This window comes from Brenneria tiliae (assembly GCF_023347575.1).
Lineage (GTDB): Bacteria > Pseudomonadota > Gammaproteobacteria > Enterobacterales > Enterobacteriaceae > Brenneria > Brenneria corticis.
Map to the genome: position 1 here is coordinate 600309 of NZ_JAKPCB010000103.1, position 18492 is coordinate 618800.

19 protein-coding genes are annotated in these 18492 nt (G+C 54.4%); 7 read left to right on the forward strand and 12 right to left on the reverse strand.

All coding sequences use genetic code 11. The features are described 5' to 3' along the window. The first annotated feature begins 41 nt into the window (after positions 1-41). Entirely contained in the window at positions 42-1007 is a 966-nt protein-coding gene (gene uspE / locus MFP24_RS23570) for a universal stress protein UspE (protein WP_249232251.1), read from the forward strand. 72 nt (positions 1008-1079) lie between these two features. Here the strand turns inward: uspE and pntB are convergent, their stop codons facing one another. Next, a complete protein-coding gene (pntB, locus tag MFP24_RS23575; protein ID WP_249232250.1) occupies positions 1080-2468 on the reverse strand; it encodes a Re/Si-specific NAD(P)(+) transhydrogenase subunit beta in 1389 nt (462 codons plus the stop codon). Between the two features lie 10 nt (positions 2469-2478). After that, positions 2479-4008, reverse strand: coding sequence for a Re/Si-specific NAD(P)(+) transhydrogenase subunit alpha (gene pntA / locus MFP24_RS23580; protein ID WP_249232249.1), 1530 nt, complete (start codon positions 4006-4008; stop codon positions 2479-2481). Positions 4009-4538: 530 nt separating this feature from the next. Here pntA and ydgH point away from each other — a divergent pair. Further along, on the forward strand, positions 4539-5489 hold the full coding sequence (ydgH, locus tag MFP24_RS23585) for a DUF1471 family protein YdgH (protein ID WP_249232248.1): 951 nt from the start codon (positions 4539-4541) through the stop codon (positions 5487-5489). Positions 5490-5605: 116 nt separating this feature from the next. On the opposite strand, the gene kdsA is transcribed toward ydgH, so the two are convergent. From kdsA to hemA, 6 genes are read right to left on the reverse strand one after another with little or no spacing between them, the layout of a single operon-like run. Beyond that, positions 5606-6460, reverse strand: a complete 855-nt coding sequence (gene kdsA / locus MFP24_RS23590; RefSeq protein WP_249232247.1) for a 3-deoxy-8-phosphooctulonate synthase — start codon at positions 6458-6460, stop codon at positions 5606-5608. Positions 6461-6509: 49 nt separating this feature from the next. Continuing rightward, a complete protein-coding gene (gene sirB1 / locus MFP24_RS23595) occupies positions 6510-7319 on the reverse strand; it encodes an invasion regulator SirB1 (protein WP_249232246.1) in 810 nt (269 codons plus the stop codon). A 2-nt stretch (positions 7320-7321) separates the two neighbouring features. Continuing rightward, a complete protein-coding gene (locus MFP24_RS23600) occupies positions 7322-7714 on the reverse strand; it encodes a SirB2 family protein (RefSeq protein ID WP_318011361.1) in 393 nt (130 codons plus the stop codon). Positions 7715-7733: 19 nt separating this feature from the next. Next, positions 7734-8570 carry a peptide chain release factor N(5)-glutamine methyltransferase gene (gene prmC / locus MFP24_RS23605; protein WP_249232245.1) on the reverse strand — a complete coding sequence of 279 codons (837 nt, stop codon included), beginning with the start codon at positions 8568-8570 and terminating at the stop codon, positions 7734-7736. After that, positions 8570-9652 (reverse strand): peptide chain release factor 1, encoded by a 1083-nt coding sequence (prfA, locus tag MFP24_RS23610; protein WP_249232244.1) that lies wholly within the window; start codon positions 9650-9652, stop codon positions 8570-8572. Before prfA ends, prmC begins: the two co-directional genes overlap by 1 nt. A gap of 34 nt (positions 9653-9686) precedes the next feature. Then, positions 9687-10943 carry a glutamyl-tRNA reductase gene (gene hemA / locus MFP24_RS23615; protein WP_249232243.1) on the reverse strand — a complete coding sequence of 419 codons (1257 nt, stop codon included), beginning with the start codon at positions 10941-10943 and terminating at the stop codon, positions 9687-9689. Positions 10944-11157: 214 nt separating this feature from the next. Between hemA and lolB the strand changes: the two genes are divergently transcribed. From lolB to prs, 3 genes are all read left to right on the forward strand, one after another. Beyond that, positions 11158-11781 carry a lipoprotein insertase outer membrane protein LolB gene (gene lolB / locus MFP24_RS23620; protein WP_249232242.1) on the forward strand — a complete coding sequence of 208 codons (624 nt, stop codon included), beginning with the start codon at positions 11158-11160 and terminating at the stop codon, positions 11779-11781. Between the two features lie 3 nt (positions 11782-11784). Next, positions 11785-12657, forward strand: a complete 873-nt coding sequence (gene ispE, locus MFP24_RS23625) for a 4-(cytidine 5'-diphospho)-2-C-methyl-D-erythritol kinase (RefSeq protein WP_249232241.1) — start codon at positions 11785-11787, stop codon at positions 12655-12657. A 147-nt stretch (positions 12658-12804) separates the two neighbouring features. Beyond that, complete coding sequence (gene prs / locus MFP24_RS23630; protein ID WP_009112736.1) at positions 12805-13752, forward strand: ribose-phosphate diphosphokinase; 948 nt, start codon at positions 12805-12807, stop codon at positions 13750-13752. An 83-nt stretch (positions 13753-13835) separates the two neighbouring features. On the opposite strand, the gene ychH is transcribed toward prs, so the two are convergent. Continuing rightward, positions 13836-14105, reverse strand: a complete 270-nt coding sequence (gene ychH, locus MFP24_RS23635) for a stress-induced protein YchH (protein ID WP_249232240.1) — start codon at positions 14103-14105, stop codon at positions 13836-13838. 325 nt (positions 14106-14430) lie between these two features. Here ychH and pth point away from each other — a divergent pair, with 325 nt between their 5' ends. Together pth and ychF are read left to right on the forward strand one after the other, a co-directional pair. After that, positions 14431-15018 carry an aminoacyl-tRNA hydrolase gene (pth, locus tag MFP24_RS23640; protein WP_249232239.1) on the forward strand — a complete coding sequence of 196 codons (588 nt, stop codon included), beginning with the start codon at positions 14431-14433 and terminating at the stop codon, positions 15016-15018. Positions 15019-15141: 123 nt separating this feature from the next. Beyond that, on the forward strand, positions 15142-16233 hold the full coding sequence (gene ychF, locus MFP24_RS23645; RefSeq protein ID WP_249232238.1) for a redox-regulated ATPase YchF: 1092 nt from the start codon (positions 15142-15144) through the stop codon (positions 16231-16233). Between the two features lie 113 nt (positions 16234-16346). On the opposite strand, the gene MFP24_RS23650 is transcribed toward ychF, so the two are convergent. From MFP24_RS23650 to MFP24_RS23660, 3 genes are read right to left on the reverse strand one after another with little or no spacing between them, the layout of a single operon-like run. After that, positions 16347-16793: a DUF421 domain-containing protein gene (locus MFP24_RS23650; protein ID WP_249232237.1), complete on the reverse strand. Its 447-nt coding sequence runs from the start codon at positions 16791-16793 to the stop codon at positions 16347-16349. 9 nt (positions 16794-16802) lie between these two features. Continuing rightward, positions 16803-17306: a hypothetical protein gene (locus MFP24_RS23655; RefSeq protein ID WP_249232236.1), complete on the reverse strand. Its 504-nt coding sequence runs from the start codon at positions 17304-17306 to the stop codon at positions 16803-16805. A gap of 54 nt (positions 17307-17360) precedes the next feature. Continuing rightward, entirely contained in the window at positions 17361-18410 is a 1050-nt protein-coding gene (locus MFP24_RS23660) for an alpha/beta hydrolase (protein ID WP_249232235.1), read from the reverse strand. Between the last annotated feature and the right edge of the window lie 82 nt (positions 18411-18492).

Consider the following 18492-nt stretch of genomic DNA (forward strand, 5'->3'; position numbering starts at 1 on the left):
TTAATTTACCGGCTGTGAATTGACGGCTGCTTGGAGGACCTATGGCAAAGTATCAGAATTTACTTGTAGCTATTGACCCAAATCAGGATGACCAGCCAGCGCTGCGTCGGGCGGTGTATCTGGTTCAGCGGCTTGGCGGCCGAATCAAAGCGTTTCTGCCTATTTATGATTTTTCTTATGAGATGACCACCCTTTTATCTCCCGATGAACGGACAGAGATGCGTCAGGGCGTGATTCAGCAACGTACCGAGTGGATTACCGAGCAATGCAAATATTATCTTGAAGCGGGCGTACCGATAGAGATCAAAGTCGTCTGGCACAATAAGCCGTTTGAAGCCATTATCCGCGAGGTCATCGCCGGACAGCATGACCTGTTATTGAAAATGGCGCATCAGCACGATCGACTGGAAGCGGTTATTTTCACCCCCACCGACTGGCAGCTATTGCGTAAATGCCCTTGTCCCGTGTGGATGGTCAAAGACCAACCCTGGCCGGAGGAGAGCCGCGCGCTGGTGGCGGTTAATCTGTCCAGTGAAGACCCGTATCACGACCCCCTTAACATCAAGCTGGTATCCGAAACGCTGGAGCTGGCTAAACAGGTCAATGAAACCGAGGTCCATCTTGTCGGGGCCTATCCGGTTACCCCGATTAATATCGCCATTGAACTGCCTGATTTCGACCCCGGCGTCTACAACGACGCCATTCGCGGCCAACACCTGATTGCGATGAAATCGCTGCGTCAGAAATTCAATCTGGATGAACGCGTCACCCACGTGGAAAAAGGGCTGCCGGAGGAGGTTATTCCCGATTTGGCGGAGCATCTGCAGGTGGGCGTGGTGGTGTTGGGCTCGCTCGGACGCACCGGTCTTTCCGCCGCGTTTATCGGCAACACCGTGGAGCACGTGATCGACCATCTGAAATGCGATTTGCTGGCGATCAAGCCGGATGATTTCGTCTCCCCCATCACGCTGGATGAGGAAGACGAGGCGGAGGATGATAAGAAGTAACGGCCGGTCGATATAAAAATATAAAAAAAGGGGCGATTTCTCGCCCCTTGCTTTTTCGCTTTCCAGCGCGGTTTACAGCGCCTTCAGAATCGCCTCTACGCTGGCTTTGGCGTCGCCAAACAGCATCTGCGTATTTTCTTTGAAGAATAAGGGGTTCTGCACGCCGGCATAGCCGGTGTTCATCGAGCGCTTGAACACGATAACGTTCTGCGCTTTCCACACTTCCAGCACCGGCATCCCGGCTATCGGACTGTGCGGATCTTCCTGCGCCGCCGGGTTCACCGTGTCGTTTGCGCCGATAACCAGCACGGTATCGGTAGCGGAGAAATCATCATTGATTTCATCCATCTCCAACACGATGTCGTAAGGCACTTTCGCTTCAGCCAGCAGCACGTTCATATGGCCCGGCAAACGGCCCGCCACCGGATGGATGCCAAAGCGGACATTGATGCCGCGGGCGCGCAGCTTGGCGGTAATATCGTGTACCGGATATTGCGCCTGCGCCACCGCCATGCCGTACCCCGGAGTGATAATCACCGAGCTCGAGTTCTTGAGTAAGTCGGCCACCTCTTCCGCTGAGGTTTCGCGGTACTCGCCCATCTCTTCGCCTTCACCGGTGGAGGTGCCGTCGGTACCGAAACCGCCGGCGATCACGCTGATAAAAGAGCGGTTCATCGCCTTACACATGATATAGGACAGGATCGCCCCGGAAGAACCCACCAGCGCGCCGGTTACGATCAGCAGATCGTTACTCAGCATAAAGCCGGCGGCGGCGGCGGCCCACCCGGAGTAGGAGTTCAGCATGGAAACCACAACCGGCATGTCGGCGCCGCCGATGGAAGCCACCAAATGCCAGCCGAACACCAGCGCAATCGCCGTCATCAACAGTACGGCGACGGCCTGCAACGCCACGCTGCCGGTATTGACAAACAGCAAAAGCAGCAGGAAAGAGACCACCAGCGCCGCCAGGTTCATTTTGTGGCGGTGAGGCAGCGCCAGCGGTTTGGATGAAATGATGCCGCGCAATTTGCCGAAGGCGACAACCGAACCGGTAAAGGTTACCGCGCCGATAAAGATACCCAGAAAGACTTCCGTCAAATGAATATTCACCAGCACCGGATCGGTAATTTCACCGTGGTCGAGAAAGCTATTGAACCCTACCAGCACCGCGGCCAACCCGACAAAACTGTGCAGGATGGCGACCAGTTCCGGCATTTCGGTCATTTCAACTTTACGCGCCAGATAGACGCCGATCGAGCCGCCAATCACCATGGCGACGATAATCCAGCCGACGTTGCCGGCATCCGGTCCCAGGATGGTGGCGATCAACGCAATCGCCATCCCGACGACGCCGAAAATATTCCCCTGCCGGGACGTTTCGTGTTTCGACAACCCCGCCAGACTGAATATAAACAAAATCGCGGCAACGATGTATGCCGCTGTAACTAATCCACCAGACATGTGTTATCCCTTAGTTTTTGCGGAACATTTTCAGCATGCGCTGAGTGACGGTGAACCCACCGAAAATATTGATGCTGGCAATCAATACGGCGATAAAGGAAAGGAAGGATACCCATCCGCCGTGACCGATTTGCAACAATGCCCCTACGACGATAATGCCCGATATCGCATTGGTTACCGACATCAACGGCGTATGCAGCGCATGACTGACATTCCACACCACGTAGTATCCCACCACGCATGCCAGGGCGAATACGGTGAAATGCGACAGAAACTCTTTCGGCGCCACGTTCGCCAGCCAGCCAAACAGCAGGATCGCAATAGCCAGGAACGCGTATTTCTTCCATGGCGAAGCCGGCTTTTCCTCAGCCTTGACCGCGGCCGCGGCGGGTTTCGCCTGTTGCGGCTGGGCGGAAACCTGAATCGGCGGCGCGGGCCAGGTGATTTCGCCATTTTTGACTACCGTCACGCCGCGAATGACATTGTCTTCAAAATCAACGTCGATTTCGCCGTTCTTCTCTTTGCATAACAGCTTCAGCAGGTTGACCAGGTTGGTGCCGTAAAGCTGGGAAGACTGGGTCGGCAGGCGGCTGGGCAGATCGGTGTAACCGATAATCTTGACGCCGTTTTCGGTGACCGTAACGCGGTCGGCAACGGTTAACTCACAGTTACCGCCCGTCTGCGCGGCCAGGTCGACAATCACGCTGCCGGATTTCATGCCCTGCACCATCTCTTTGGTAATCAGCCGCGGTGCGGGTTTACCAGGAATAAGCGCGGTGGTGACGATGATATCCACTTCTCTCGCCTGGGCGGCGAACAGTTCCATTTCCGCTTTGATAAAGGCTTCCGACATGACTTTGGCATAACCGTCGCCGCTGCCCGCCTCTTCTTCAAAGTCGAGCTCCAGGAACTCGGCCCCCATACTTTTGACCTGTTCCTTGACTTCGGGACGCGTATCAAAAGCACGTACGATAGCGCCTAAACTTCCAGCGGCGCCGATCGCCGCCAGGCCGGCAACCCCGGCGCCGATAATCATCACCTTGGCCGGCGGAACCTTACCCGCCGCGGTAATCTGACCGGTAAAGAAACGGCCAAACTCATGAGCCGCTTCCACAATGGCGCGGTAACCGGCGATGTTCGCCATCGAGCTAAGCGCATCCATTGACTGGGCGCGGGAAATGCGGGGAACCGAGTCCATCGCCAATACCGTCACCTGACGAGCCGCCAGTTTTTCCAGCAGCTCAGGATTCTGCGCCGGCCAGATGAAACTGACGATGGTGCTCCCCGCCCGGGTGAGCTCAATTTCATCTTCCAGCGGCGCATTGACCTTCAGGACAATGTCGGATTGCCAGACTTCGGTACTGTCGGCGATCGACGCGCCGGCTTCGGTATAAGCCGCGTCGTCGAAGCTGGCAAGTTTCCCCGCCCCTTGTTCTATCGAGACCTCAAAGCCGAGTTTCAGCAGCTGTTCGACCGTTTTCGGCGTTGCTGCAACCCGTGCTTCATTGGCCAACCGTTCTCTTGGAACACCAATACGCATACTGATTCCCTTTTTCGCTTATTTTTTAACGAAGGTTATTATAATCCCACCGGTAACATGAATCAGCCGAGATTTATTGCACGCTGTCTGCCTCTTGCTATATATCTCTCTTTGAGCAAATTCACCTATAACCTACTGAAAATGTGATCGATGATCCATACATAAAACGAATTTCATCTAAAAGCCGAGTCATCGCCGACGTCATTCGCTTTTTTTGGTCAAAAATCACCCTTAGTCGCCTCTTTTGTAGCATTGTTATTAACGAATTGTTCTGGGGTATTTCACAAAAATGGTGTGTTACGGGCATTGTTGTTGCGCAGATCGGCGTAAATACCCCTTATGTAAGTTAAATAATCAATAAGCGTTATTATTGCAGCTTTTCTTCATCCCCGCGGATAAAAGATCGTTGCGATGTTTTATAAAATGCTAAAGCATGCGTGTTTATTCCGTGCGATAATCGGCGACTATTCCGTTACATCTTGATTGCTAAGCATGTTGTAAAACCAGTGTGTCAGGCGAAAGGATTTTTTATGAAGCTGAAAACTACTGTTATTGCGTCCACGTTACTTTCATTAGCTGCATTTTCAGCACAGGCGGCGCAGGAACTTACGCCGGAGCAGGCTGAAGCGGTGCAGCCATTTGAGCGTATTACCTTTATCGGCCGTTTTAACGCCATTAACGAAGCGGTCGCCGCGGCGTCGAAGCGGGCGGATAAACACGGCGCCGACGCTTTCTATGTTCAGGGCATAATGGATGTAAACGCCCGCGGCAACTCGAAGGTGACGGTCGACCTCTATCATAAAGATGCGCCGAAAGTGAGCAACGAGGTCAAATACCGCACTTTCCACGGCGTTAAAGAACTGCCGAAAGACGTCGCCTACGGTCTGGAACCTTTTGATACCGTCACCGTGGGCGGTTTCTTCCGCAGTCAGCCCGATCTGAACGATGCCATCGCCAAAGCGGCGAAAGAAAAAAATGCGGATTCGTTCTACATCGTGCGTCAGGTTGACGTGAACTCCAGCGGCGGTAATCAAAAAGTCACCGCTTACGTTTATAAAGCCGATGCGCCTAAACGTCAGATCCAAAGCACCGACCTTATTCCCGCCGATTCCGATGCCGGCCGGGCCGCCCTGGCCGCAGGCGGCGTCGAAGCCGCCAAGGTGGAAATCCCCGGCGTCGCCACTTCCGGCAGTCCGAGCCGTAATATCGGTAACTTCTTTGAAACGCAGTCATCAAAAGGTGGTCGTTACACCGTAACGTTAGCTGACGGCAGCAAGATCGAGGAGTTAAATAACGCCACCGCCGCGCAGATGGTGCCGTTTGATTCGATTACCTTCCGCGGCAACTTCAGCACCGAGCCCGCCGTATCCGAGGCCGTCGCCAAACGCGCCGGTGAAAAAGGCGCCAAGTACTACCACATCACCAGGAAGTGGCAGAATAAAGGCTCGAACATGACCATCAGCGCCGACCTGTATAAATAACGGTGTTGCTGAGATCCCCGCCTGCGCGGGGATGACGGGTGGTGGGTTATTCAGGGATAACGCTTTCGCAGTCTGAAAGCCCGCATAGCGCGGGCTTTTTTATGCACAGCAATCGCTTAGTTGCTGGTATCCAGTTCCGGGAAGTTTTTCACCAGATCGTCAATGGCTTTGATCTGTTTCAGGAAAGGCTCCAGCTTATCCAGCGGCAATGCGGAAGGACCGTCGCATTTCGCGTTGGCCGGATCGGGATGCGCCTCGATAAACAGCCCCGCCAGACCCACCGCCATACCCGCACGGGCAAGTTCGGTCACCTGCGCCCGGCGTCCGCTTGAAGCCGCGCCAAACGGGTCGCGGCACTGCAATGCGTGAGTGACGTCGAAAATCACCGGTGAACCCTTGGATACCTGCTTCATCACGTTAAAGCCCAGCATATCCACCACCAGATTATCGTAGCCGAAGTTGCTGCCGCGATCGCACAGAATGACCTGATCGTTGCCGCCCTCGATAAATTTGTCGACGATATTGCCAATCTGCCCCGGGCTGACGAACTGGGGTTTTTTCACATTAATCACCGCGCCGGTTTTCGCCATGGCTTCAACCAGATCGGTCTGACGGGCCAGAAACGCAGGCAGCTGAATCACATCCACCACCTCGGCCACCGGCTGCGCCTGGCTGGATTCGTGGACGTCGGTAATGATTTTTACCCCAAAGGCCTGTTTCAGCTCCTGGAAAATCTTCATCCCCTCTTCCAGGCCCGGCCCGCGGTAGGAATGAATGGAGGAACGGTTGGCTTTGTCAAATGACGCCTTGAACACGTAGGGAATACCCAGCTTCTGGGTCACCGTCACGTAATGCTCGCAGATACGCATCGCCAGATCGCGCGATTCAAGCACGTTCATACCGCCGAACAGTACGAAAGGCAGATCGTTGGCTACCGGGATATCCCCTATTTTGACCACTTTGTTCTTCATGCAGTTACCTTATATCGGATAAATCAAAATTGCGTAAACTAACGAGGCGTTAATGCAAAACGATATGTTTTTGCTCTATTGAGTGAATCTGAACTTTGATCATTTCACTCACCGGATCTTCCGGGCATTGTTCGACAAAATAGTTAAGATCGGACAGCGCGATATGATCGCAGTCCAACTGGGCGTAAATCAGACCGCGATCGCGGATTTCATACGGGTCGTCGGGATCGAACTGCAATACCGCTTCGCTGGCTCTCAGGGCCAGTTCCATCTGCTTTTCTTCCATCAGGGCGACTTTCAGCGTATCCAGCATTTTACGCACGATCAGCACGTTTTCCGCTTCATCCAGATCTTCATCCAACAGCTCCGATGAAAGGCCGATGTTGCCTTTCAGCCACACATCCAGCACGTGCTCACTCAGGGTATCGCCGTTTAACGGGTTGATCAGCCACATCTCTTCATCCAGCCAGTCCGCCCGCAGGATCAGCTGGGTCGGGAAAATGACCGGCATCAATGGCAGCTCAAGCTCATGGGCGATATGCAGAAAAATAACGCCGAGGGAAACCGGCATCCCCTGCCGGGACTCCAGTACCTTATCCAGCCATAAAACGTCGGAAAGCCGATAAACGCCGCTGGCTCCGCCGAACCCCCAGGTGTGAAAGAAAAGCTCGATGAGTTTTTCCAGTTGTAAATCCTGATCCAGATCCTCGGGGATAACGGCGCGGGCATCATCAACCAACTGTTGCAGATTTTTCCGCACGTCCAGGGCGGGGAAGTCACGGCGAATGGCCTGTGAAACTAATACGACACCTTCACTTAACTGTGAACGGTTGAATTCAAAATCAGCAATAGAACTCATAGTTATTCCATCAGCAACGGTAACTTGGTAAACGAAACCTGCATAACCAGATAAAAGCATACCAAGGCAAGTATAAACGCCACCCAGCGCACATTCTGACCGCGTGGGCGTTTCCCCAGGGCAACGGCGCCCAGGAGAATATAAATAATAACGCCAAACAGTTTTTCCGTCAGCCAGCTTTGTTGCGCGGTAAACGGATAAACGTGGTTAATAAAGATCAGACCGACGCCGCTAAGCAATAATAAGCTGTCGTTAATATGCGGCAGTATCCTGACCCAAGGTTGCTGCAACATGGCGGACTTACGGCATAGCCAGAAAAAGCGCAGCACAAACAAAAAAATGCTGGCGCCGACGGTCACCATATGCAGATAGGCGAATGCTAAAAAGAGTGCCACAGCGTTTCCTTATGAAAAATTATTTATCCGGCCATTGTCCCAGCGAGACGCGATCGTTATTGCCGTAATCCTGACGGGTTTCTATCCGTGCAAAACCGTTATCCCGCAGCAGTCGGCGAACCGCCTCTCCCTGCCGCCAGCCGTGTTCCAGCAGCAGCCACCCCCGCGGCAGTAAATGGCCGGCCGCGTTGGCAATAATAAAACGCAGATCCGCCAGCCCCTCTTCCGCCGCCACTAACGCGCTGGCTGGTTCAAAACGTACGTCGCCCTGCGACAGGTGGCTATCTGAGGCGTCAATATAGGGCGGATTACCGACGATAAGCGCGAAGCGTTGCTGCGCCAGCGCCGAAAACCAGTCGCTCAACAGGAAACGGGCATTGGTAATGCCCAGCCGCGCGGCGTTATGTTCGGCCAGCGCGACGGCGTCAGGCTGGGCGTCCACGCCGGTCACCCGGCAGTCCGGGCGCTCGCTGGCAATCGCCAGCGCAATCGCCCCGCTGCCGGTGCCTAGATCCAGTATGCTCGACGGCTCGGACGGCAGGCGTTGCAACGCCTGTTCAACCAGGCACTCGGTATCGGGACGGGGGATCAGCGTGGCCGGCGATACCGCGAGCGACAGCGACCAAAACTCCCGCTCCCCGGTCAGATAGGCGATCGGTTCGCCGCTAATCCGCCGCGCCAGCAAGGCATCCAACTGCCGGCGCTGGTCATCCGTCAGCAGGGTTTCACCAAACGCCAGCAGAAAGGTGCGCCCTTTGCCGGTGACGAAGCTCAGCAATATTTCCGCATCCCGCTTCGGGCTTTCCCCCGCCGCCAGGCGCTCGCTGGCTGCGGCCAACCAGGTTTGATAGTTCATCACTCTTGCTCGGAAAGCGCAGCCAGCAGATCGGCCTGATATTCCTGGACCACCGGCTGGATCAGCATATCCAGTTTGCCCTCCATCGCCTCATCCAGACGGTAGAGCGTCAGGTTGATGCGGTGATCGGTCACCCTTCCCTGCGGGAAATTATAGGTGCGGATACGGTCCGAACGATCGCCGCTGCCCAGCAGGTTACGACGCGCGGACGCCTCTTCCTGCTGACGCCGCTGCATTTCCGCCGCGCGGATACGCGCCCCCAGCACCGACAGCGCTTTCGCTTTGTTCTTGTGCTGGGAACGCTCATCCTGACATTCGACCACAATGCCCGTCGGCAAGTGGGTAATGCGGATGGCGGAATCGGTGGTGTTGACGTGCTGGCCGCCGGCGCCCGATGAACGGAACGTATCGATACGCAAATCGGAGGGGCTGATCTCCGGCAGTTCGGCTTCCGGGATCTCCGGCATCACGGCCACGGTGCACGCCGATGTGTGAATGCGCCCCTGCGACTCGGTCGCCGGCACGCGCTGTACGCGATGGCCGCCGGATTCGAACTTGAGCTGGCCGTAAACGCCATCGCCGGAAATCTTGGCGATGATCTCTTTATAGCCGCCATGCTCGCCGTCGCTGGCGCTGATCACTTCAACCCGCCAGCGGCGGGTTTCGGCATAACGGCTATACATGCGAAACAGATCGCCGGCGAAAATAGCGGCTTCATCGCCGCCGGTGCCGGCGCGCACCTCAAGAAAACAGCCGCGCTCATCGTCGGGGTCTTTCGGTAGCAGAAGCAGCTGAAGCTGCTGTTCCAGCTCTTCGCCGGTCTGTTTTGCCTGTTTTAACTCTTCCTGCGCCATTTCGCGCATTTCCGCATCATCCAGCATCATTTCAGCGGTTTGTATGTCTTCCTGTACCTGCTGCCATTGGCGGAAACAGCGAGTAACATCGGTGAGCTGTGCGTATTCGCGGGACAACGCGCGAAAACGGTCCATATCCGCGATCACGCTCGACTCGCCGAGCAACGCCTGAACTTCCTCATGGCGTTCTTGTAACGCTTCCAGTTTAGCAACGATAGAAGGCTTCATGCGGGCTGTTAAATCCTGTTAAGAGAGATAAATGCTAGTCCAGCCCAAGGCTGTCACGTAAAATTTGTAAACGATCCAGGTCGCCGTCGCGAGCGGCCTGCTGCAGAGATTTGGTGGGAGCATGGATTAAACGATTGGTTAAGCGGTGCGTCAATTCCTGAATGACCGTTTCGACATCGTTCCCCTGCTGAATGGCGGCAAGCGCCTTGGCTGTCATTTCCGAACGCAGTTCATCCGCCTGGGCTCGGTAATCACGAATGGTTTCGACCGCGGACTGCGCCCGCAGCCAGGCCATAAAGTCGGCGCTTTCCTGCTGTACGATCGATTCCGCCTGAATGGCGGCGGCTTTACGCTGGGCAAGATTGTGCTGAATAATGGCGTGTAAATCATCAACGCTATAGAGATAAACGTTAGGCAGTTTGCCGACTTCCGGTTCGATATCGCGCGGGACGGCAATATCCACCATCAACATAGGCTGATTGCGTCTTGCTTTCAGCGTCCTTTCCATCATCCCTTTCCCAATAATTGGCAACGTACTGGCCGTTGAGCTAATCACGATATCGGCATAAGCAAGCTGCTCATCCAGTTCCGCGAGGGTGATAACTTCAGCGCCGACCTCGGTGGCCAACGCCTGAGCGCGCTCGCGGGTGCGGTTGGCGATCACCATCCGATGCACCTGATGTTCGCGCAGGTGACGGGCAACCAGTTCGATGGTTTCCCCCGCCCCAACCAGCAAAACATTAACCTCGGCGAGGGACTCAAAAATCTGCCGCGCCAGCGTACAGGCCGCAAACGCTACGGAAACCGCGCTGGCGCCGATATCCGTTTCGGTGCGTACCCGCTTGGCCACGGTAAATGATTTCTGGAATAACCGCTCCAGCTCCCCGGACAGCGACTGTCCGCGCTGCGATACGGCAAACGCTTTTTTCACCTGCCCCAGGATCTGCGGCTCGCCGAGGACCAGCGAATCCAGACCGCTGGCGACGCGCATCAAATGGCTGACCGCCGCGTTGTCCTGATGCCAATAAAGGCTGTCGCTGAAGTCATCGCGATTCAGGCGGTGGTATTTGCACAGCCAGTCAATCAGTTGCTCACGCTGGTTTTCCTGCTCTTCAACGCTGAGGTACAGCTCGGTGCGGTTGCAGGTGGACAGCAGCACGCCACCCTGCACCAGCGGTTGCTGCAGCAGGCTATTCAGCGCCTGCCCCAGGGTATCCGGCGAGAATACAACGCGTTCCCGCAAAGAGACAGGAGCAGTTTTATGATTAATACCAAGCGCGAGCAGGGTCATTGAGCAATTCTTGAGTAATACCGATGTTAGTATGGGTTTCGTCTGCCTTGGCATTCTACTTGATGCCGGGAAGCAAGAAAAGCGACAGCGCGCGTTGTTCTCCATCCGGGGTATATACTTTACGCTGAAAAACGACAAACATTGACGCTGAACGGCAAGCCCGTTAGCGTGGCTGTTTTGCGATACTAAATCTGATTGATAGGATCTGAGCGACATGCCATTAAATCCCGCCCGTTGCCTGCGGCTTGCGCCGTTAGCCAGTTTTCTGCTGGTTGCCTGTAGCCTTCACCAGCCCACGTCGCCGGGGAAAAGTCCGACCTCTCCGCAGTGGCAGCAGCACCAGCAAAAAGTGCGGCAGCTGAGCCAATATCAGACCCGCGGCTCCTTTGCCTATATCTCCGATAGCAAAAAACTATATGCCCGTTTTTTCTGGCAGGAGTCATCGGCGCAGCGCTATCGTCTGTTGCTGACCAACCCGCTTGGCAGCACCGAGCTGGAGCTGAGCGCCCAACCGGACAGCATACAGATTACCGACAATCAGGGTAAACGCTACGTGGGGAAAGATGCCGAAGATATGGTGTACCAACTGACGGGAATGGCGATCCCGCTGAATAATCTGCGCCAGTGGATTCTGGGTTTGCCCGGGGAAGCGAGCGATTTCACCCTCGACGATGGCTATCTGCTTAATAAACTGACCTATCGCCAGGGGAATCAAAACTGGACCGTCAGCTATCAAAGTTATAACCATAAGGTTAACCCGCCGCTGCCTGAAAACCTTGAGCTCACGCAGGGCGAGCAGCGCATCAAGTTAAAAATGGATAACTGGACGGTAAAATAGCCCATGCGCCTCACCCCGATTGAGAAATGGCCCTCGCCCGCCAAACTGAACCTGTTCCTTTACATTACCGGGCGGCGCGCCGACGGCTATCACCTGCTGCAAACCCTGTTCCAGTTTTTGGACTACGGCGACACGCTGACCATCGTTCCCCGTCGGGACGAGCGCCTGCGCCTGCTTACGCCGCTGGACGGCGTTGATGATGAACAGAACCTGATTATTCGCGCGGCGCGGCTGCTGCAACAGCATTGCACCAGCCATGGCATCCGCCCGGATAGCTTCGGCGCGGATATCAGCATCGATAAACGGCTGCCGATGGGCGGAGGTCTGGGGGGCGGTTCATCCAATGCGGCTACGGTGCTGGTGGCGCTGAATCATCTGTGGCAATGCCGTCTGGATTGCGAGACGTTGGCGGATCTCGGCCTGCGGCTTGGCGCCGACGTTCCGGTGTTTATTCACGGTCATGCCGCGTTTGCCGAGGGCGTCGGCGAGAAGCTGACCCCCGCGCACCCGCCGGAGAAATGGTATCTGGTGGCCCACCCGGGGGTCAGTATCGCCACTCCGCTGATATTCGGCGATCCCCAGCTAAAGCGAAATTCTCCGGTGCGATCGTTGGAATCGCTATTAAAGCAGACCTTCGTCAATGATTGTGAGAGTATCGCAAGAAAACGTTTTCGTGAGGTTGAACAGCTACTTTCATGGCTGTTAGAATACGCCCCGGCGCGCCTGACCGGAACGGGAGCTTGTGTGTTTGCCGAGTTCAACACCGAGCCCGAAGCCCGTCAGGTGCTTGACCAGGCCCCGGAATGGTTGAATGGTTTTGTGGCGCGGGGCGTTAACGTTTCACCGCTGCAAAGCGCGCTTTCCGGGCAATGTTAAGCATTGATAACAAATAGCCGCTTACGGTTATTTACTATCAAACTTAATTCATACACCCGTATGCATATTGTGCCTGTTGTTGCTCCCCGCTTCCGGATACTATAGCGGACACAATATTTCTCTGGACGCAAGCCTGAGGTTCTTCTCGTGCCTGATATGAAGCTTTTTGCTGGTAACGCCATCCCGGAACTAGCACAACGTATTGCCAACCGTTTGTACACTAGCCTTGGCGACGCCGCCGTCGGTCGTTTTAGCGATGGTGAAGTCAGCGTGCAAATCAATGAAAATGTACGCGGTGGTGATATATTCATCATCCAGTCCACCTGTGCACCCACCAACGACAACCTGATGGAACTGGTTGTTATGGTCGATGCGCTGCGCCGCGCTTCCGCGGGGCGTATCACCGCCGTTATTCCTTACTTCGGCTATGCACGTCAGGACCGTCGGGTGCGCTCCGCTCGTGTGCCGATCACCGCCAAAGTGGTTGCTGATTTTCTTTCCAGCGTGGGCGTTGACCGCGTATTAACGGTGGATCTGCATGCAGAACAGATTCAGGGCTTTTTTGACGTTCCGGTTGATAACGTTTTCGGCAGTCCGATCCTGCTGGAAGATATGTTGCAACAGGATCTGGAGAATCCGATCGTGGTCTCTCCGGATATTGGCGGTGTGGTACGCGCCCGCGCCATCGCCAAGCTGTTGAATGATACCGATATGGCGATTATCGATAAACGCCGCCCGCGCGCCAACGTGTCCCAGGTGATGCATATCATCGGCGACGTGGCCGGCCGCGACTGCGTGTTGGTTGACGATATGATCGATACCGGCGGTACGCTGTGCAAGGCGGCCGAGGCGTTAAAGGAACGCGGCGCCAAACGCGTGTTTGCCTATGCGACGCATCCGATCTTCTCGGGGAATGCTTACGACAACATTAAAAATTCGGTTATTGATGAAGTGATTGTCTGCGATACCATCCCGCTGACGGACAAAATCAAATCGCTGCCGAATGTCCGCACCCTGACTCTCTCGGGAATGTTGGCCGAAGCGATTCGCCGTATCAGCAACGAAGAATCCATCTCCGCCATGTTTGAGCATTAAGCGTCTTTAACCGGGCATCCGGTTACTGACTCAACTGCACCCTGAAAGGCAACAAGTAAGGGTGCAGTTTTTACGATCGCGATCTATGAATGGCGCTGGCGCTGACAGCGTTTATCAAAATGTTTTACCCACCAGTAGCGATCGGCCACTTTTTCACGACCGCTGATACGCGCGCCGGCCAGCCAGGAGATGGCGCCGACAAAAATGGTGATCAAATCCAGATAGGCGATAAACTGCGGTAGGTTCAGTTTGGCGAACTGGCTGATGATGCAATAGGCGATACCGCCAACCATCAGCACCATGCCGAGCCCCATCAAACCATTGCCAATCGTGATTGCGTTTTTACGTTTCATCTGTCACCTCCAGATAAACATCGGTGGATGAATGAAGTGGTTACAGCAATCCATCCCTGCTTTGATGTAATTATAGCCAATGAGGCATTTGCATTTGCGCGAGCGATCACAGATGAATACGACAAATTAATATTTTTTTACGAATTAACAAATAAATACACAGTTATTGAAATAATCACTATAGGTAATCAATGCCGCCGGCGAGGAATTCCCCGCACACATTTGGCGATCAACCTGCCCTGTGTGTAAACTAGCGCACATCTACCGTCACTTATGTACATCACGCGGCGTTAATCGCTTGAAACGCCCAATCTGGAAACTTATCGTGAGCAGCATCAAGTTAATTGTCGGCCTGGCCAACCCCGGCGCCGAATATGCGGCAACCCGCCATAATGCCGGGGCCTGGTATGTGGACCGCCTGGCCGACGTCCAGCGCCAGCCGCTGAAGGAAGAGAGCAAATTTTTTGGCTATACCTCGCGCCTGACGCTGGCCGGGCACGACATTCGCCTGTTGGTCCCTACCACCTTTATGAATCTGAGCGGCAAAGCGGTGGCGGCGATGGCGACCTTCTACCGAATTCAGCCCGCTGAAATTCTGGTCGCACACGACGAACTGGACTTATTGCCGGGGGTTGCCAAACTCAAACTGGGCGGCGGCCACGGCGGTCACAACGGCCTGAAAGACATCATCAGCAAATTGGGCAATAACCCCGACTTTCACCGGCTGCGTATCGGCATCGGGCACCCCGGCGATAAAAACAAGGTCACCGGCTTTGTGCTGGGTAAACCGCCGTCAAGCGAACTGGCATTGATAGATAAGGCGATTGACGAGGCGGTACGCTGCACCGAGATCCTGCTGCAAGAGGATATGGTCAAGGCGATGAACCGGCTGCATGCTTTCAAGGCGGCATAACGCGCCGGCTGATGCGGATCGAGATAAACCGACATTCCGTGTATAATCGGCCGGAAGATTTTCATTCTCACAGATGATTTTAACTAATCATCTGATTAATAAGTAATTTAAGGTGATATAAACATGGGATTCAAATGCGGTATCGTTGGGCTGCCTAACGTCGGTAAATCCACTCTGTTCAATGCGCTGACCAAAGCCGGTATCGAAGCGGCCAACTTCCCGTTTTGTACCATTGAGCCGAATACCGGTGTGGTGCCGATGCCCGATCCGCGTCTGGACAAGCTGGCGGAAATCGTCAAGCCGCAGCGTATTCTTCCCACCACCATGGAGTTTGTCGATATCGCCGGGCTGGTGAAAGGCGCCTCCAAAGGGGAAGGCCTGGGTAACCAGTTTCTGACCAACATCCGCGAAACGGAAGCCATCGGCCACGTGGTGCGCTGTTTCGAAAACGACAACATCATCCACGTAAATAATAAAGTTGATCCGGCTGACGATATTGACGTCATCAACACCGAACTGGCCCTGTCCGACCTCGATACCTGCGAACGCGCCATCCATCGCGTGCAGAAGAAAGCCAAAGGCGGCGATAAAGACGCCAAAGCCGAACTGGCGGCATTGGAGAAGTGCCTGCCGCACCTGGAAAACGCCGGCATGCTGCGCGCGCTGGATCTGTCCGATGAAGACAAGGCCGCCATCCGCTACCTGAGCTTTCTGACGCTGAAGCCAACCATGTATATCGCCAACGTTAACGAAGACGGCTTCGAAAATAACCCCTACCTCGACAAAGTCCGTGAAATCGCGGCGAGCGAAGGTTCCGTCGTGGTGGCCGTGTGCGCCGCGGTAGAGTCGGACATCGCTGAACTGGACGACGCCGATCGCGAGGAGTTTATGGCTGAACTGGGGCTGACCGAACCGGGTCTGAACCGCGTTATTCGCGCCGGTTATGAGCTGCTGAATCTGCAAACCTATTTCACCGCCGGGGTGAAAGAAGTCCGCGCCTGGACCATTCCCGTCGGCGCCACCGCCCCGCAGGCGGCGGGTAAAATTCACACCGACTTTGAAAAAGGCTTTATTCGCGCCCAGACCATCTCCTATGAAGACTTTATTACCTATAAAGGCGAGCAAGGCGCTAAAGAAGCAGGAAAAATGCGCTCGGAAGGTAAAGAGTACATTGTGAAAGACGGCGACGTGATGAACTTTTTGTTTAACGTCTAAGTTGTTTCTGTTGTCTTATGAGATCTTAGTGAATCTCATAAAGACTGAAAAAATCCACGCGGTTGCGTGGATTTTTCTTTTCATAGCGTGGTAACGGTCATAATGGCACCTTCTTAGCTCTCAACTGGAATAATAGAAATATGACCGTTGCGCTCCAGAATGGCATATTTTATTTTTCCCAACTCCGTAATGCCCTGATTTTGCCGCGCCGCAACCAGAATATCATCGCAAGAAATATCCACCTTTTTCAGTTTATCGGTTAACGGAACGCCGTTTTCAACCAGGATAACGGGAGAACCATCCAGAGCGGACTCCGCGCCGGATAAATATTTTTTCATTAAGCCAAACAGCATATCGACCACGACCAGGGTAATAATGGTGAGCATTGCGCCGGTTACCGAAAAGTCGTTACCCAATAATGCCTGCTGCGTCGCTTCACTGATAATTAACAATAAAATCAGGTCAAAACTGGTCATCTGTAACAATGCCCGGCGTCCGGCGATTTTAAACACCACCAGCAAAATTAAATAGATCGCTAACGCCCGAAATACCATCTCCATACCGACCTCCTAAGGATAAATAAACTGCCAGAAGCGGATTTCAGGCTCGGCGTTTAGCTGGATGGAATTCATTATCTTCCACGCTTTCGCTGGCGTGACGTATAGCCAGACGGAAAAATCCTTACTACTTTTCAAGTTGTTATAGACCAGATAGATTACATCCCCCCGGCTGTACATGGTGTCCGGCCGTGGCCAGATGCTCCCTATCTCATAAGACTTGTTAAAATCACCACCGAGACTAAAGATGTATTGATCGGCATGAAGGGATTGCGCCGAAATTTTTAATTTGAATTCTGTTTGCAGACGCCCAAAGCGCTCATAATCGATTTTTACCGAGCGTGCCGTATTGATTTTTTCGGTTGTGCTAAAATGTCCGCCAGAAAATACTCCGGCTAATGCGGATAAAATAATACCCAACAAAATAACGAAGCCAACCTTACGCGAGGCCGATTCAAAATTCAGTAAGCGCTGACTCTCCTTTATACCTGGCAATTTTTCCTTTTCACTTGCCATTTATCACCTCACCGTTTTGTTTGCCAGATTAAGGATTGTAGACTGAATCTGATGTTATGGATGCGCCCCTTTCGCAAGCGGTGCCGTGAAGGCCAGTATGGCGTCAAGGAACTTCTGACGATCCGCCGTGGGTTGCAGGTGAACGTAATGCGAGGCGCCAGCGATCTGGACTACTTCTACCGACGCCGCATCCGTCAGATGCGACCGCAGCGTGGTTACATCCGTCGGACGTGACCAGAAGTCGCGTTCCGAGCGTAGTATCAGTACATGAGAGCGAATGAATGACGCGTCAAAGATTTGGCGTCCGTTGACCAGCTTGAGCGTGTCAGCCGTAGGGCCTGACGGAAATCGGAAGCTGGGCGGCTCGCGTGTGTCGGCGGTCGCATCACCTTCCATCGACAATTGTGCGTAGCGAGCGAGAAATGCCGCATCGATTCCCTCGTCGCGCCAGCGGCCTACCAGGTTGTCGACCGTTGCAAACCGGTAGGCCCCGTGCCGTGAACGGTTCAGTTCCGTTGGCTGCAGCGGATCCCCGAACTCCTGTTGAAGCTGCCATCTACCCGCTGGTCCGCCATAGGCCGCGTTGTAGTAGATCAGGTGGGATAGCCGTTCCGGATATAGCGACGCATAGTGGCCCAACCACTGGGAACCGGTCGCCCAGCCGATGGCGGTCAGACGCTCGTCGCCAGGATGGCGACGACGGATCTCCGTCACCACCGCTGCAATATCACTCACTGCTTCGTTTGACCGCACGGCGACGGGACCATTCCGCACCTCGGATGTGTCATGCATCTCTGGGGGGAACTCCGAGCGGCCAAAGCCCCGGACATCCATCAGGTACACCTGGTGTCCCGCCTTGGCAATCTCTTGTGCCGCCGACGTGCCGGGCGCATCCACGTCCCAACTGGCCAGTACGCCTGAACGACCGCCATTGACCATCAGTATAGGGCCGCGATCGGCCGTTGCGTCAGTGTCACGCAATTCCCGAACGAAGATCCTCAGGCCGTCTTCAGTGGTGATGGTGAAGTCATGCCGGACGGTTTGCGCCGCGGCGGGAAATGACAGAAAAAGACTTATGCAAGCCGTGGTCAGTACGAGTTTCATGCGCTTTTCTCCCATGTTGAATAACCTGAGATTGAGCGTAATGGCAGGATATGATGCAATCAATGATATTAAAATGTATTAA